The organism is Streptomyces sp. NPDC003248, assembly GCF_055563235.1.
The window spans coordinates 132,984-148,158 of the sequence record NZ_JBVHDT010000019.1 but is presented as its reverse complement, the minus strand read 5'-3'; the positions used below and the strand labels follow the sequence as shown (position 1 = coordinate 148,158).

The window sequence follows — 15,175 nt, the reverse complement described above, 5'->3', positions numbered from 1 at the left end:
TTCGGCGCGCTCCTCTCCCAGGGCATCGGCGACACCATCCGCGTCTCGCTGTCCGCGCCGCCCGCCGAGGAGGTCAAGGTCGGCCTCCAGATCCTCCAGTCCCTGGGGCTGCGGGAGCGGCGGCTGGAGATCGTCTCCTGCCCGTCCTGCGGCCGGGCCCAGGTCGACGTCTACAAGCTGGCCGAGGAGGTCACAGCGGGGCTGGAGGGCATGGAGGTCCCGCTGCGGGTGGCCGTCATGGGCTGCGTGGTGAACGGCCCCGGCGAGGCGCGCGAGGCCGACCTCGGCGTCGCCTCCGGCAACGGCAAGGGCCAGATCTTCGTCAAGGGCGAGGTCGTCAAGACCGTCCCCGAGTCCAAGATCGTCGAGACCCTCATCGAGGAGGCCATGAAGATCGCCGAACAGATGGAACGGGACGGCACAGCGGCAGGGGAGCCGGCCGTCACCGTGAGCTGACCAGCACGGACCGAAGGGGGCCCGAGCGTGACGATCCTGGAGACCATCCGGCAACCACGCGACCTGAAGGCGCTGTCCGAGGCGGAACTCGGTGAACTGTCCGACGAGATAAGGGAGTTCCTGGTGCACGCGGTCGCCAGGACCGGCGGGCACCTCGGGCCCAACCTGGGCGTGGTGGAGCTGACCATCGCGCTCCACCGGGTCTTCGAGTCACCGGTCGACCGCATCCTGTGGGACACCGGCCACCAGAGCTACGTCCACAAACTCCTGACGGGACGTCAGGACTTCTCCAAGCTGCGGGGCAAAGGCGGCCTGTCCGGCTACCCCTCCCGCGAGGAGTCCGAGCACGACGTCATCGAGAACAGCCACGCCTCCACCGCCCTCGGCTGGGCCGACGGGCTCGCCAAGGCCCGCCAGGTGCGGGGGGAGCGGGGGCACGTCGTCGCGGTGATCGGGGACGGCGCGCTCACCGGCGGCATGGCCTGGGAGGCGCTGAACAACATCGCGGCCGCCAAGGACCGGCCGCTGATCGTCGTCGTCAACGACAACGAGCGCTCCTACGCGCCGACCATCGGGGGGCTCGCCGACCACCTCGCGACCCTGCGCACCACCGACGGCTACGAGAAGGTCCTGGCCTGGGGCAAGGACGTCCTGCTGCGCACACCCGTCGTCGGGCACACCGTCTACGAGTCGCTGCACGGCGCGAAGAAGGGCTTCAAGGACGCCTTCGCCCCGCAGGGCATGTTCGAGGACCTCGGCCTGAAGTACGTCGGTCCGATCGACGGGCACGACGTCAGGGCCGTCGAGTCGGCGCTGCGCCGGGCCAGGCGCTTCCACGGGCCGGTCCTGGTGCACTGCCTCACCGAGAAGGGCCGCGGCTACGGACCGGCCCTCGCCCACGAGGAGGACCACTTCCACACCGTCGGCGCGATGGACCCGCTGACCTGCGTCCCGCTCACACCCGCCGGCGGCCCGTCCTGGACGTCCGTGTTCGGCGACGAGATGGTACGCCTCGGCGAGGAGCGCGACGACGTCGTCGCCATCACCGCGGCCATGCTGCACCCGGTGGGCCTCGGACGGTTCGCCGAGCGGTTCCCGGACCGGGTGTGGGACGTCGGCATCGCCGAGCAGCACGCGGCGGTCAGCGCGGCGGGACTGGCCACCGGTGGCCTGCACCCCGTCGTCGCCGTCTACGCCACCTTCCTCAACCGCGCCTTCGACCAGGTGCTGATGGACGTGGCCCTGCACCGCTGCGGGGTGACCTTCGTGCTCGACCGGGCCGGCGTGACCGGCGTCGACGGCGCGTCCCACAACGGCATGTGGGACATGTCCGTCCTCCAGGTCGTCCCGGGGCTGAGGATCGCCGCCCCGCGCGACGCCGGCCAGCTGCGCGCACAGCTGCGGGAGGCCGTGGCGGTGGACGACGCGCCGACCCTGGTCCGCTTCCCGAAGGAGCCGGCCGGACCGGAGATCCCGGCCGTCGACCGCGTGGGCGGCATGGACGTCCTGCACCGCGCCGCACGGGCCGAGGTGCTGCTGGTGGCCGTCGGCGTGATGGCGCCGGTGTGCCTGAAGGCCGCCGGGCTGCTGGAGGCCCGCGGCATCGGCTGCACGGTCGTGGACCCCCGCTGGGTCAAGCCCGTCGACCCGGCCCTGCCCGGCCTCGCCGCCGCACACCGGCTGGTGGCCGTCGTCGAGGACAACAGCCGCGCCGCCGGCGTCGGGTCGGCGGTGGCGCTGGCCCTGGGCGACGCCGAGGTCGACGTCCCCGTACGGCGGTTCGGCATCCCGGAGCAGTTCCTCGCCCACGCCAAGCGCGCCGAGGTGCTCGCCGACATCGGTCTGACCCCCGTCGAGATCGCCGGACGGATCAGCGCGAGCCTGGCCGTCAAGGCTGCCGAGGACCCCGTCCGGCACACCGCCGGCCCTGGCAAGGAGAACGACGTATGACCAAGGAGTTCGACCTCGGCGACCTGCTGGCCGAGCGCGGTGCCGAACGCTACGAGCTGCACTCCCGGTACCTCAACCACCAACTGCCGCGGGTCCTGCACACCATCGGCTTCGACAAGGTCTACGAGCGGGCCGAGGGCGCCTACTTCTGGGACGCGGACGGCAACGACTACCTGGACATGCTCGCCGGGTTCGGGGTGATGGGCCTGGGCCGCCACCACCCCGTCGTCCGCAAGGCGCTGCACGACGTCCTGGACGCGCGCCTCGCCGACCTCACCCGGTTCGACTGCCCGCCCCTGCCCGGACTGCTCGCCGAGCGACTCCTCGCGCACAGCCCGTACCTGGACCGGGTGTTCTTCGGCAACAGCGGGACGGAGGCCGTCGAGACCGCGCTGAAGTTCGCCCGGTACGCCACCGGCAGGCCGCGTGTCCTGTACTGCGACCACGCCTTCCACGGGCTGACCACCGGCTCCCTGTCCGTCAACGGCGAGTCCGGCTTCCGGGACGGATTCGCGCCGCTGCTGCCCGACACCGCCGTGCCGCTCGGCGATCTCGACGCCCTGGCGCGGGAATTGAAGAAGGGCGACGTGGCCGCCCTGATCGTCGAGCCGATCCAGGGCAAGGGCGTCCACGAGGCCCCGCCCGGCTATCTGCGCGCCGCCCAGGAGCTGCTGCACCGGCACAAGGCGCTGCTCATCGCCGACGAGGTGCAGACCGGCCTCGGCCGGACCGGCGACTTCTACGCCCACCAGCACGAGGAGGGCGTCGAGCCCGACCTGGTGTGCGTGGCCAAGGCGCTCTCCGGCGGCTATGTGCCGGTGGGCGCCACCCTCGGCAAGGACTGGATCTTCAAGAAGGTCTACTCGTCCATGGACCGGGTGCTGGTCCACTCGGCGAGCTTCGGTGCCAACGCCCAGGCCATGGCGGCGGGCCTCGCGGTGCTGTCCGTGATGGAGAACGAGCGGATCGTGGCCGGCGCCCGCGCCACGGGCGAGCTGCTGAAGTCCCGGCTCGCGGCGCTGGTCGACAAGTACGAACTGCTCGCCGACGTCCGGGGCCGGGGGCTGATGATCGGCATCGAGTTCGGCCGGCCGAGGTCGCTGAAGCTGCGCGGCCGCTGGACCATGCTCCAGGCCGCCCGCAAGGGACTGTTCGCGCAGATGGTGGTCGTGCCCCTGTTGCGGCGGCACCGCATCCTCACCCAGGTCTCCGGCGACGAGCTGGAGGTCATCAAGCTGATTCCGCCCCTGATCGTGGGGGAGAAGGAGGTGGACCGGTTCGTCGACGCCTTCACCGAGGTGATGGACGAGGCGCACGCCGGGGGCGGGCTGGTGTGGGACTTCGGCAAGACGCTCATCAAGCAGGCGGTGGCCGGCCGATAGCGTGGCTCCGGGGGCGACGAGGTGGCGGGTCTTTGCCTCAGAGGTAAGAAATTTGCCGCCGAGGCAAAAGCGCGGCTCAATGGAGTCATGAGCTCTCCCGCCTCCGAGCCCGGAGCCGAACCGGCCGACGGGCTGCCCGCCGACGGATCGCCCGCCGACGGGTCGCCCGCGGCCGGGTCCTCCGCGGCCGGGTCGTCCGTGCCCGGGTCGCCCGCCGACGGCCTGCCCGTCGTGGCGCCCCAGCTCCGCGCCCTGCGGCGCCGCGCCTCCCTCACGCTGGAGGCCGCCGCCCGCTCCGCCGGCCTGTCGCCCGCCCACCTCTCCCGCCTGGAGACCGGGCGGCGCCAGCCCTCGCTGCCGATGCTGCTGGCCCTCGCCCGTATCTACGGTACGACCGTCTCGGAGCTGCTCGGCGAGACGGTCGCCGACCGGGACGCCGTCCTGCGCGCCGCCGACATGGAACCGACGGCGGCGGGCGGCTGGACCTACTGGCAGGCCGGCGCGTCCGGGCGCGGGATGCAGGCCCTGCGGGTGCGGGTGCCCCACGGCTCCCAGGGCGACATCGTGCGCGTCCACCCCGGCGAGGAGTGGCTGTACGTCCTCACCGGGAGGCTGCGGCTGCGCCTCGGCGACACCACGCACCTGCTCGGCGCGGGCGACAGCGCGCACTTCGACTCGCTGACCCCGCACCGCATCGCGGCCGAGGACCCCGACGGGGTCGAGCTGCTCTTCGTCCACACCCTGTTGCAGAGCCCGACGGCCGCGCTGTGCCTGGGCCCGACCTCTGGAGGAACGCCATGAGCGACATCGAGGAGCGCTTCCCGCGCAGCCTCTGGATCCGGCTGATCATCTACATCGCGGTGGGGCACGTCGTCGCGGCGTTCATCTGGCTGCTCTTCGAGGTGGGGGCCAAGCAGTAGCCACCGGAGGCGGGGGCGGTGGCCCTGGCGGCGGGGCGGTGGCTCCGCGCGGCGGGGCTCAGTCGAGGAGGCGTTCGCGCAGCCGCTCCCGGGTCGCCGGGGTGAGCCCGAGGCCCTGCTCCAGATAGGCGTCCACCCCGCCCCACGTCTCCTCGACGGTCTCGAACGCCGCCGAGAGGTACTCCGCACGCGCGTCGAAGAGGGGGCTGAGCAGTTCCATGACCTCGGGGGAGTAGGCCGAGGGGGAGGTGCTGCTGCGGCGCACCTTGTAGCGGCGGTGCGTGGCGTTCGACTTCAGGTAGTCGTCGAGGATCGCCTCCCGCTCCACCCCCACGGCGAGCAGCGTCACCGCGATGGACAGGCCCGCGCGGTCCTTGCCGGCCGCGCAGTGCATCAGGGCGGGGACGCTGTCCTCGGCGAGCGCGTGCACGACCTGGGAGTGCTCGGCGGTGCGCTCCTTGATGATCGTGCGGTAGGAGACGATCATCCGGTCCGCGGCCCGGCCGTCCGCGAGGATGGCACGCAGCTGCTCGATGTCGCCGTCGCGGACCATCCTCCAGAACTCGGCGCCGTCCGCGGGGTCCGACAGCGGCAGGTTCACGTTGCGCACGCCCGGCAGTTCGACGTCCGGGCCCTCCAGCTTCTGGTCCGCCGCGTTGCGGAAGTCGAAGACGGTGTGCAGACCCAGCGAGGACAGGAACACGGTGTCCTCGTCGCTGGCGTGCGCGAGGTGGCCGCTGCGGAACAGCACGCCGTGACGCACCCGCCGTCCGTCGACGGTCGGCAGGCCGCCCACGTCTCGGAAGTTGCGCACACCGGCCAGTTCGGGCTCGGTCGACGGGATCTGCTGCGTCACAGGTGCTCCTCCGGCTCGTCGGTCCCGCTCGGCGCGGCTCGGGTGGCCGACGGAACACTTCCCCGACCATACGGTAAGGATTCCTGGGGCAACGGGTTGTCCACAGGCGGGCGTCCCCGGTGGCCCCGAACGGTTTTCCACAGGCGTTGTGCCACGGGACACCGGCCCCTGATGATGTTGGTGCTTGATCGCACCTGTTCGAATCAGTGGGAGTTTCTGATGCCCGAGTCCGCCGCCGACGGCCGTACCTGGCTCCTTTCGGGGCCCCACAGCAGCTACGCCGTCCACGTCACCGAGGCCGACGAGCTCGTGCACCTGCACTGGGGCCCGCGGCTCGCCCTTGCCGACGCCGAGGCGCTCGCCGTGCGCCCGCTGCCGGACTACTGGGCCTTCGAGTCCCCGCTCGACGGCCGGGAGGAGTATCCGGTCGAGGGCGGCGCCCGCTTCGTCCGCCCCGCCCTGTCCGTGCGCACCGCCGGCCGGCGCGGAACCGAGTGGACCTTCACCGGCCACGAGACCGAGGGCGACGAGCTGCGGCTGTGCTTCCGGGACACCGGGCTGGCCGTGACCCTCCACTACCGGATGCGCGACGACGTCGTGGAGCGCTGGACGACCCTGCGCAACGACGGCGACGAGCCCCTGGAACTGCTGCGCGCCGACTCCGCCACCTGGACCCTGCCCGACCGCGACGGCTGGCGCCTGTCCCAGCTGCACGGCCGCTGGGCCGCCGAGTCCCGCCTCACCCGCGCCCCCCTCACCTACGGCGAGAAGGTCATCGGCAGCCGCCGCGGCCACACCGGCCACCAGCACCTGCCCTGGGTGGCCCTGGACACCGACGCGACCGAGGAGCGCGGCGAGGTCTACGGCTGCGCCCTCGGCTGGTCCGGCTCCTGGCGGATCGCCGTGGCCCAACTGCCCGACGCGCGCGTGCAGGTCACGGGCGGCGCCGGGTACGACGACTCGGGCCTGCTGCGGCTGGCGGCGGGGGAGTCCTTCACCACGCCGCTCTTCGCCGGTCTGTGGAGCGACGGCGGCTTCGGCGGCGCGAGCCGCGCCTGGCACGCCTACCAGCGCGGGTACGTGATCCCGGACGCCGAGCGGGACCGGCCCGTGCTCTTCAACTCCTGGGAGGCCACCTTCTTCGACATCTCGGAGGAACAGCAGGCGACCCTCGCACGCCGCGCCGCGGCCATCGGCGTCGAGCTGTTCGTGGTCGACGACGGCTGGTTCGGGGCCCGCACCGGCGACCACGCGGGACTCGGCGACTGGCGCCCCAACCCCGACCGCTTCCCCAACGGCCTCAAGCCGCTCGCGGACCAGGTGCACGCGCTCGGGATGCAGTTCGGCATCTGGGTCGAGCCCGAAATGGTCAATCCGGACAGCGACCTCTACCGGGCGCACCCCGACTGGGTCCAGTTCCAGCCCGGACGGAAGCGGACGGAGTTCCGCAACCAGCTCGTCCTCAACCTCGCCCGCGAGGACGTCCAGGAGTACCTCTGGCAGCAGCTCGACACCCTCCTGTCCAGCGCGCCCATCGACTACGTCAAGTGGGACTTCAACCGCTGCTTCACCGACGCCGGCTGGCCGGACGACCCCTACCCGCAGCGGCTCTGGGTCGACCACGTGCGCGCCCTGTACGCGCTGTTCGACCGGTTGCGGGCGGCCCACCCGGGCGTCGCCTTCGAGTCCTGCTCCGGTGGCGGCGGGCGGATCGACCTCGGTGTCGCGGGCCGGACCGACCAGGTGTGGACGTCCGACAACACCGACCCGCTGGACCGGCTCGCCATCCAGCACGGCTTCAGCCAGGTGCACCCGGCGCGGATCATGGCCGCCTGGGTCACCGACAGCCCCAACACCCAGCTCAACGGCAGGGCCAGCTCGCTGCGCTTCCGGTTCGTCAGTGCCATGGCCGGTGTGCTCGGCGTCGGCGGGGACCTCTCCGAGTGGACCGAGGAGGAGCTCGCCGAGGCGCGCGGCTGGGTCGAGCTCTACAAGGAGATCCGGCCCCTCGTGCAGCACGGCGACCTGTACCGGCTGCGGCCCCCGGAGGGCGGTCTGAGCGCCGTGCAGTACGTGCGCGGGGACGAGAGCGTCGCCCTCGCCTGGCTCCAGGCGCAGCGCTACGGCGAGCCGGCACCGGCGCTGCGGCTGCGCGGCCTGGACCCGGCAGAGTCGTACGAATGCCTTGAAACGGGTGAAGTGCACCGCGGGGCGGTGCTGCTGCACCACGGGCTGCGCACCGGGCTGCGCGGCGACCTCGATGCGACGGTTATCCGACTGCGTCGCATCTGAGAGTTCTGTCCGGATTGGATTCCTTCATCACAACTCGCTTTGGAATAAAGGAGCCTGGAGGCGTGTCACGTGAGGAGCGTCATATCCGTGACCGTGCGTCGCCCGTCATGCTCACGTAATCAAGGCGTTTTTCATGGGCGTTCCGGGAAGTGCGGGCCTCGCGGTACACGGAAAGTGACGGGGGATTCTCACAGAGGATCAAGAGAAAGGCGTGAACAGCGCAACCGCTGCTTGTTCCTGTGCGTCCTGGTCGCTTACGTTCCACACCAATCCGGACGGACGCCCAATCCTGCCGCCGCCCGGAGCCCGCACACACTCACCCGTACGTGGCAGGAGCGGGGGACCCACAGGTAGAACCGCCTGTTCCGGTCTCCGGAACGGCTAGGGGTAAAGCCGTGCCTCGGCGCGGCCGGGCATCTCCAGCCCGCACCCGACAGCTCACCTCGCAGGCGCCGGAGAGGAATGCGACATGCCCGCGAAGGGTAAGCACCGCCGCCCGAAGACCCCGCGCTTCACCCGCTCCATCGCCGTCGCCGGAACGGGCGGCGCCGCGCTCGCCCTCCCGCTCATGGGTGCCGCCGGCGCCCATGCCGCGCCGGCCCAGTCGGCGGCCCGGTCGGTCTCCGCCGTCGCGGAGACGTCCGTCCAGGCCGCTCCGGCGGCGCAGCAGGCCGCCGCCGACGCGACGTCCGCCACCGAGACCCGGACCTACACCGTGGTGGCCGGCGACTACCTCTCGAAGATCGCGGAGGAGCAGAGCGTCAGCGGCGGCTGGCAGGAGCTGTACGAGGACAACCGTCAGGCCGTCGGCGCGGACCCGTCGCTGATCCACCCGGGCCTCAAGCTGTCGATCGGCGAGAAGGCGGCCACGACCGGCACCACCAAGTCGCCGTCCACGTCCTCCGGTTCCTCCTCCTCGTCGAAGTCGTCGCAGACCTCGAAGTCCTCGCAGACCTCGAAGTCCTCGAAGGCGTCGGAGTCCACGCAGTCCTCGACGTCGGCGAAGTCCTCCGGCTCCGCCGCCGGGTCGGCCACGCAGAGCGCCGGGAACACCACCGCCTCCAGCGGCTTCGTCCTCCCCGTGGCGAGCGCCGCCATCGGCACCCCGTACCGGATGTCCGGCAGCATGTGGTCCAGCGGCTACCACACCGGCGTCGACTTCGTCGTCTCGACCGGCACCTCCCTCAAGGCCGTCGGCGCGGGCACGGTCGTCTCCGCCGGCTGGGGCGGCGCCTACGGCAACCAGGTCGTCATCAAGCTCGCCGACGGCTACTACGCCCAGTACGCCCACCTGTCCTCGCTCTCCGTCTCGGCCGGCCAGACCGTCTCCGCGGGACAGCAGATCGGCCTGTCCGGCGCGACCGGCAACGTGACCGGCCCCCACCTGCACTTCGAGATCCGCACCACGCCGAACTACGGCTCGGACATCGACCCGGTCGCCTACCTCCGCTCGCACGGGGTCTCCGTCGGCTGACCCCGCGCGGCCACCCGCCCGGCACGCCACCGCAGGCCGGACCCGTTCACCGGGTCCGGCCTGCGGTGTCTTTGCACGTTCGTGATCACTGTGTTGCGGTCGTATGGCAGGTCCCGCCGGACCGTCGACAGCGCGGGCGGAGGGGGGACACAGTGATCTCCGGCAAGGAACAACCGCTTTCCCCGCCCCCCGCATGTCCGATTCCTCGAACATCGTTCGGCTGCGTGGACGGCGACCGGGCCATCGCGAGGTGGCCGACCCCACGACCACGCTCATCGTGAAGGACCACAAGTGAACCCCACCCGACGCCGAAGAACCGTCGCCGTCACCGCCGCCGCCCTGCTGGCCGGACTCTTCTCCGCGCCCACCGGCCAGGCCGCCGAGCAGCCGCGCCGGATCGTCGAGAACCTCGACCGCGGCCTGGTCGCCGTACCGTCCGGCGAGGGCACCTTCCTCAGCTGGCGCCTGCTCGGCACCGAGTACGCCCGGTACGGCGACGCGATCGCCTTCAACGTGTACAAGAACGGCCGCCGGCTGAACCGCGAGCCGATCAGGAAGTCGACGACCTACCAGGACGACTCCCGGGGCACGGGGACGTACACCGTGCGCGCGGTGGTCGACGGACACGAGCAGCGGCCGAGTTCCGCCGCCCTCGACTTCGCCGACGGGTACGCCGAGATCCCGCTCGCCGCGGCCGACGGCTACACCGTCCAGCACGCCTGGCCCGGCGACCTCGACGGCGACGGACGCTACGAGCTCGTCGTCAGCCGGCTCTCCCAGACCCGGGACAGGTCCGACCTGCTGGAGGCCTACACCCTCTCCGGCGAGCGGCTCTGGCGGGTCGACCTCGGCCCCGGCTCCTACACCCAGGCCGGCGGGAACGGCGCCAACGACCCCGCGCCCGCCGCCGTCAGCGGCTCCACCGCGATCGGCGGCTACCGCAACGACGACAACGTCACCGTGTACGACCTCGACAGCGACGGCAAGGCCGAGGTACTGGTGCACACCGCCGACGGCACCACCTTCGCGGACGGCGCACAGGTCACCGCCGCCTCGCCCGCGAACCAGTTCGTCTCGGTGATCGACGGCGCGACCGGCACCGAGCGCACCCGGCAGCCCGTCCCCGACGACTTCGTCGCCGACGGCCCCTCCGGCGGCCACTTCGGCATCGCCTACCTGGACGGCGTCCACCCGAGCCTGGTCACCAAGCTGGTCACCCGCGTCGGCGCCAAGCGCGGCGCCTTCCGGATCCTCTTCCAGACCTGGGACTTCGACGGCACGGACCTGACCCGCCGTTGGAAGTACGTCGTCCCCTCCGACAGCGGCGCGACCAGCTTCCACCAGATCCGCACCGTCGACGTCGACAGGGACGGCCGGGACGAGATCGCCGACGGCAACTACGTCGTCAACAGCGACGGCACCCTGCGCTACGTCGTCGACGGCGCCGGCCACGGCGACCGCTTCCACATCGCCGATCTCGACCCCGGCCGCCCCGGCCTGGAGGGCTTCGCCATCCAGCAGGCGGAACTGGGCGTCGTCCCGAACTTCCCCTGGTACTACTACGACGCCGACACCGGCGAGCGCCTGGTCACCGGAGAGCACCCGGCGGACTGGGTGAACGACACCGACATCGACGTCGGCCGCGGCAGCACCGGCGACATCGACCCCGGCCACCCCGGCTACGAGTACTGGACGTCCACCGCCGACGTCACCGCGCCGGGCGCGGGCGTCTACAACGTCCAGGACGGCAAGGTCTCCACGACCACGCCCAGCGTCAACTTCCGCATCTGGTGGGACGGCGACAAGGCGTCGGAGAACCTCGACTACACGTACGTCGAGAAGTGGGACCCGGCGACCGAGACCAGCACGAAGATCTTCGAGCCGTCCGGAGTCGTCTCCGGCGCCCGCAACGCCACCCCGTTCTACGGCGACATCCTCGGCGACTGGCGCGAGGAGATCCTCGCCGAGACCGCCGACCACACCGCCCTGCGGCTGTACACCACCACCGAGCCGACGAAGACGCGCCTCTACACGCTCGCCCAGAACCCCGGGTACCGCCTCGGCTGGACCGTGCGCGGCTACCTCCAGTCGACGTACACCGACTACTACCTCGGCACCGAGACCCGCCGCGTCCCCGCACCCCGCGTCACGACCCCCTGAAGGAGCCGTCTCCCGTGACCACTTCCCGCAGAGCCTTCGGCGCCCTGGCCGCCGGCGCGGCCCTGGCCGCCCTCGCCCCCGCGGCGGAGGCGAGCGCCGCACCCCGCCACGGCCGTCCGATCGCCCACGACGACTTCCGCCACGGCCTGCGCCAGTGGGCCGTCGAACTGGAGAAGGGCGGCACCGTCACCGCCTCCCGGGGCACCCTGGAGGTCGACGTTCCCGCCGGCGCGACCATCTGGTTCAAGCAGCGGCTCGAAGGACCGTACGTCCTGGAGTACACCGCCACCCCGGTCTCCGCGGGCGGCGCCAACGACCGCGTCTCGGACCTGAACAACTTCTGGAACGCCGTCGACGCCCGTTCCCCGGACGACCTCTTCGCCACCCCGCGCGGCGGCGCCCTCGCCGAGTACGACCACCTCAAGACCTACTACGTCGGCTACGGCGCCAACACCAACACCACCACCCGGCTGCGCCGCTACGTCGGCCAGGCGGGGGTCCGGCCGCTGGTCTACGACTACACCGAGCCGCTGCTGGTGGCGAACGAGCCGAACCACGTCCGCATCGTCTCCGACGGTTCCACCGTCCGGTGGTGGAACAACGGGCGGCTCGTCTTCGACTACACCGACCCGGAGCCGTACACCGCCGGGCACTTCGCCTTCCGCACCACGTGGAGCCATTTCCGGATCAGTGACTTCCGGGTGTGGTCACTGCGTCGACACGGCTGACCGCAGGCCTTATTCCCACATTGGTGAATTCTTTAGGAGTGGCTTATCTCACCGCCCGTCAACCCCTTCCTACGGTCGCGTAGGTCACATTCGAAGGTGAATCATGCACTGTTGTGGCAGACGATTCGAAGAGTGACAGCAGATCAGTGATCGGGTCGTACGTGGCGGTGGGGGACAGCTTCACCGAAGGCGTCGGCGACCCCGGCCCCGACGGGGCGTTCGTCGGCTGGGCCGACCGGTTCGCGGTGCTGCTCGCGGACCGGCGGCCCGAGGGCGACTTCCGCTACACCAATCTGGCGGTGCGCGGGAAACTGCTCGACCAGATCATGGCGGACCAGCTTCCCCAGGCCGTCGCGCTCGCACCCGACCTGATCTCCTTCTGTGCCGGCGGCAACGACATCCTCCGTCCCGGCACCGACCCGGACGAGGTCGCCGAGCGCTTCGAGCGGGCGATCGCCGCGCTGACCGCGGTGGCCGGGACGGTCATGGTGACGACCGGCTTCGACACGCGCGGGATCCCGGTGCTCAAGCACCTGCGCGGCAAGATCGCCACCTACAACGGGCACGTGCGCGCCGTCGCCGACCGGTACGGCTGTCCGGTGCTCGACCTGTGGTCCCTGAAGTCGATCCAGGACCGCCGGGCCTGGGACCACGACCGGCTCCACCTCTCCCCGGAGGGGCACACGCGCGTCGCGCTGCGCGCCGGACAGGTCCTCGGACTGGAGGTGCCGGCCGACCCCGAGCAGCCCTGGCCGCCGCTCCCGCCGCGCGGCACCCTCGAGGTGCGGCGCGACGACGTGCACTGGGCGCGCGAGTTCCTGGTGCCGTGGATCGGGCGCCGGCTGCGCGGGCAGTCCTCGGGCGACCACGTGACCGCCAAGGGGGCGCTGTCGCCGGACGACATCAGGACACGGATCGCCTCGGTGGCGTGAGCCGCGGGGGGGAGCGCGGCCGTCCGCCCCGTCTGCCCCGTGCCGACGGCCGGCCGCGCTCGACCCGTGAGGCGGGCGGGGGCGGGAGTGCTCGACCGGTGAGGTGAGCCTGCGGGAGTGGCGCCGCCGCGCCGGCCGGGCCCGGTGCTGGGATGACCGTACGTCGTCCCCACGCCCACGCCCGGAGGAACGATCCAGCATGTCCCGTCCCCGCACACCGGCCGGCATCGCCGTCGTGGCCCTCCTGGCCCTCGGCCTGCCGGCCGTCGCCGTGCCGGCCGCGACCGCGCTGCCGGCCCGCCCGGCGGCTCCGGTCCGCCTCGCTCCCAGCCCCGCCACCGTCACCGTGACCGGCGACGGCAGCGCGAGCGCCGCCCCCGACCTCGCGATCGTCGCCGCGGGCGTCGAGACCGTCGCCGAGACCCCGCAACGGGCCGTCGAGCAGCAGGCCAGGGCGGCGGACGCCCTGCTGGCGGCCGTCCGCGCCCAAGGGGTCGCCGACCGCGACATCCGCACCGAGAACGTGACCCTCGGCCCGGTCCACGACACCACGGACGGCACCTCCCGCCTGACGGGCTACCAGGCCGGACAGTCCTTCTCGGTGACGGTCCGCAAGGTGGAGCGGACCGGGGCGGTGCTCCAGGCGATCACCGACGCGGCCGGCGAGGCGGGACGGATCACCTCCGTCTCGTTCGGCATCTCCGACCCGGCCCCGCTCCAGGCCCGCGCCCGGCAGGCCGCGCACGACGACGCCCACGCCAAGGCCGTCCAGTACGCCCGCCTCAGCGGCCACCGTCTCGGCCGCCTCGTCTCCTTCAGCGAGGACGCCGCCGGCCACCCACACCCCGTCCCGACGGCCGTGGACGCCGTCGCCACCGGCTCCGGCGTACCGATGGCGACCGGTCTGATCCGGGCGACGGCGACGGTGACGGCGGTGTACGAACTGGACTGAGGCCACCGTCCTGTGCGCCGTGGTCCGGGACGCCCCCTCGGACCCTCCCGCCCCGGCGCACGGCGACGACCGGCTCGCCCGTGGCACGGCCGGCGTCCACGAGGTCGTCGTCCCCGCCCCCGACGACGTCTTCCCCTCCGAACTCGGCCTCCCACGCCGGGCCTTGGACTCCGCCGACGGGCGGAGGGAAGCGCGGCGGGGGCGCAGCCGGTCAGGGCCGCAGCCGGTCCGGGCCACAGCGGGTCCGGGCCGCAGCCGGTCGGTACCTGAGGGCGGCCGGACCGAAGCGCGGATCGGACCCGCAGCGCGAAGCACGGCCCGCCCGACGGCTTCCCCGCCCGGCGGTCTCCCGCCCGACGCCCGCGCCCCGTCCGCGGCCGCCCTCAGCGCCCCTGGACGCTCACCGTCCGCGCCTCCAGCCCGAGTTCCCGGGCCAGCGCCTCGTCGACCCACTCCCGGGCCCGGGCCCGCGACACCGCGCCTTTGTAGGACGTCAGCTGCACGGCGAGGCCGTCGAGCAGGGCCGTGAGGCGCAGGGCGGTGCCGGAAGGGTCGGGGCAGCGGAACTCGCCCGCCGCCACCCCCTGGGCGATGACCTCGGTGAGCGCGGCCTTCCACTGCCGGTCGAGGTGGCGGGCGACGTCGCGCAGGGCGGGCTCACGCAGGGACACCGCCCAGCCCTCTATCCACAGCCGCCAGCCCTTGGCCTGGCCGGTGGGCGCGTACCAGAGCACGGCCGACCGCAGCCGGCGCAGGGCGGTGGTACGGCGGCCGAGCAGCTTGCGCAGACGGGTCAGGTCGTCCTCGGCGGCGTACGCGAACGCGTCGGCGACGAGCTTCTCCTTGGTCGAGAAGTGGTAGAGCACCAGCGCGTTGCTCACGCCGAGCGCCGCGGCCACGTCGGCGATCCTGACCGCCGCCACGCCCCGCGCCTCGATCTGCTCGATGGCGGCCTTCAGCAACTCCTCGCGCCGCTCGGCCACACTCAACCGGACTCTTGCCACGCCGTCACCCTACACAGGGCCCGCCACCTGCGCCGATGCCGTCGGCGGGAGCGGTCGGAGCGCCTCGCG

13 protein-coding genes and 1 riboswitch are annotated in these 15,175 nt (G+C 72.4%); of the genes, 11 read left to right on the top strand and 2 right to left on the bottom strand.

Going from position 1 to position 15,175, the window contains the following annotated elements; genetic code table 11:
• The 5 genes from ACZ3KJ_RS31875 to ACZ3KJ_RS31855 all read left to right on the top strand — a co-directional run.
• On the top strand, positions 1-456 hold a 456-nt coding region (locus ACZ3KJ_RS31875; protein WP_467532062.1), incomplete at its 5' end, for a flavodoxin/ferredoxin-dependent (E)-4-hydroxy-3-methylbut-2-enyl-diphosphate synthase.
• Positions 457-483: 27 nt separating this feature from the next.
• Positions 484-2,406, top strand: coding sequence for a 1-deoxy-D-xylulose-5-phosphate synthase (dxs, locus tag ACZ3KJ_RS31870; RefSeq protein WP_467532061.1), 1,923 nt, complete (start codon positions 484-486; stop codon positions 2,404-2,406).
• A complete protein-coding gene (locus tag ACZ3KJ_RS31865; RefSeq protein ID WP_467532059.1) occupies positions 2,403-3,788 on the top strand; it encodes an aspartate aminotransferase family protein in 1,386 nt (461 codons plus the stop codon). The genes dxs and ACZ3KJ_RS31865 overlap by 4 nt, the downstream gene beginning before the upstream one ends.
• A gap of 87 nt (positions 3,789-3,875) precedes the next feature.
• Complete coding sequence (locus tag ACZ3KJ_RS31860) at positions 3,876-4,589, top strand: helix-turn-helix domain-containing protein (RefSeq protein ID WP_467532057.1); 714 nt, start codon at positions 3,876-3,878, stop codon at positions 4,587-4,589.
• A complete protein-coding gene (locus ACZ3KJ_RS31855; protein ID WP_467532056.1) occupies positions 4,586-4,708 on the top strand; it encodes a DUF6126 family protein in 123 nt (40 codons plus the stop codon). The genes ACZ3KJ_RS31860 and ACZ3KJ_RS31855 overlap by 4 nt, the downstream gene beginning before the upstream one ends.
• Before the next feature lie 58 nt (positions 4,709-4,766).
• Here ACZ3KJ_RS31855 and ACZ3KJ_RS31850 read toward each other — a convergent pair whose 3' ends face one another.
• Positions 4,767-5,564: a tyrosine-protein phosphatase gene (locus ACZ3KJ_RS31850; RefSeq protein WP_389521848.1), complete on the bottom strand. Its 798-nt coding sequence runs from the start codon at positions 5,562-5,564 to the stop codon at positions 4,767-4,769.
• Positions 5,565-5,783: 219 nt separating this feature from the next.
• On the opposite strand from ACZ3KJ_RS31850, the gene ACZ3KJ_RS31845 reads away from it, so the two are divergent.
• The 6 genes from ACZ3KJ_RS31845 to ACZ3KJ_RS31820 all read left to right on the top strand — a co-directional run bounded on the left by ACZ3KJ_RS31845 (position 5,784) and on the right by ACZ3KJ_RS31820 (position 14,102).
• Entirely contained in the window at positions 5,784-7,856 is a 2,073-nt protein-coding gene (locus tag ACZ3KJ_RS31845; protein ID WP_467532054.1) for an alpha-galactosidase, read from the top strand.
• A gap of 307 nt (positions 7,857-8,163) precedes the next feature.
• Positions 8,164-8,321: riboswitch (cyclic di-AMP (ydaO/yuaA leader) on the top strand.
• Between the two features lie 4 nt (positions 8,322-8,325).
• Entirely contained in the window at positions 8,326-9,330 is a 1,005-nt protein-coding gene (locus tag ACZ3KJ_RS31840) for a M23 family metallopeptidase (RefSeq protein WP_467532052.1), read from the top strand.
• A gap of 291 nt (positions 9,331-9,621) precedes the next feature.
• A complete protein-coding gene (locus ACZ3KJ_RS31835; RefSeq protein ID WP_467532051.1) occupies positions 9,622-11,490 on the top strand; it encodes a rhamnogalacturonan lyase family protein in 1,869 nt (622 codons plus the stop codon).
• A gap of 14 nt (positions 11,491-11,504) precedes the next feature.
• The gene (locus tag ACZ3KJ_RS31830) at positions 11,505-12,218 is read left to right on the top strand and encodes a DUF6250 domain-containing protein (protein ID WP_467532049.1); all 714 of its coding nucleotides are present in this window, start codon (positions 11,505-11,507) and stop codon (positions 12,216-12,218) included.
• Between the two features lie 146 nt (positions 12,219-12,364).
• A complete protein-coding gene (locus ACZ3KJ_RS31825) occupies positions 12,365-13,150 on the top strand; it encodes an SGNH/GDSL hydrolase family protein (protein ID WP_467532079.1) in 786 nt (261 codons plus the stop codon).
• A gap of 199 nt (positions 13,151-13,349) precedes the next feature.
• Positions 13,350-14,102, top strand: a complete 753-nt coding sequence (locus ACZ3KJ_RS31820; RefSeq protein WP_467532048.1) for an SIMPL domain-containing protein — start codon at positions 13,350-13,352, stop codon at positions 14,100-14,102.
• A 383-nt stretch (positions 14,103-14,485) separates the two neighbouring features.
• Here the strand turns inward: ACZ3KJ_RS31820 and ACZ3KJ_RS31815 are convergent, their stop codons facing one another.
• The gene (locus ACZ3KJ_RS31815) at positions 14,486-15,106 is read right to left on the bottom strand and encodes a TetR/AcrR family transcriptional regulator (protein ID WP_467532046.1); all 621 of its coding nucleotides are present in this window, start codon (positions 15,104-15,106) and stop codon (positions 14,486-14,488) included.
• Between the last annotated feature and the right edge of the window lie 69 nt (positions 15,107-15,175).

Bases quoted from the DNA above. Each gene is read 5' to 3' on its own strand.
- ACZ3KJ_RS31840 (WP_467532052.1), top strand. From the start codon at position 8,326: ATGCCCGCGAAGGGTAAGCACCGCCGCCCGAAGACCCCGCGCTTCACC.
- ACZ3KJ_RS31845 (WP_467532054.1), top strand. From the start codon at position 5,784: ATGCCCGAGTCCGCCGCCGACGGCCGTACCTGGCTCCTTTCGGGGCCC.
- ACZ3KJ_RS31855 (WP_467532056.1), top strand. From the start codon at position 4,586: ATGAGCGACATCGAGGAGCGCTTCCCGCGCAGCCTCTGGATCCGGCTG.
- ACZ3KJ_RS31860 (WP_467532057.1), top strand. From the start codon at position 3,876: ATGAGCTCTCCCGCCTCCGAGCCCGGAGCCGAACCGGCCGACGGGCTG.
- ACZ3KJ_RS31820 (WP_467532048.1), top strand. From the start codon at position 13,350: ATGTCCCGTCCCCGCACACCGGCCGGCATCGCCGTCGTGGCCCTCCTG.
- ACZ3KJ_RS31865 (WP_467532059.1), top strand. From the start codon at position 2,403: ATGACCAAGGAGTTCGACCTCGGCGACCTGCTGGCCGAGCGCGGTGCC.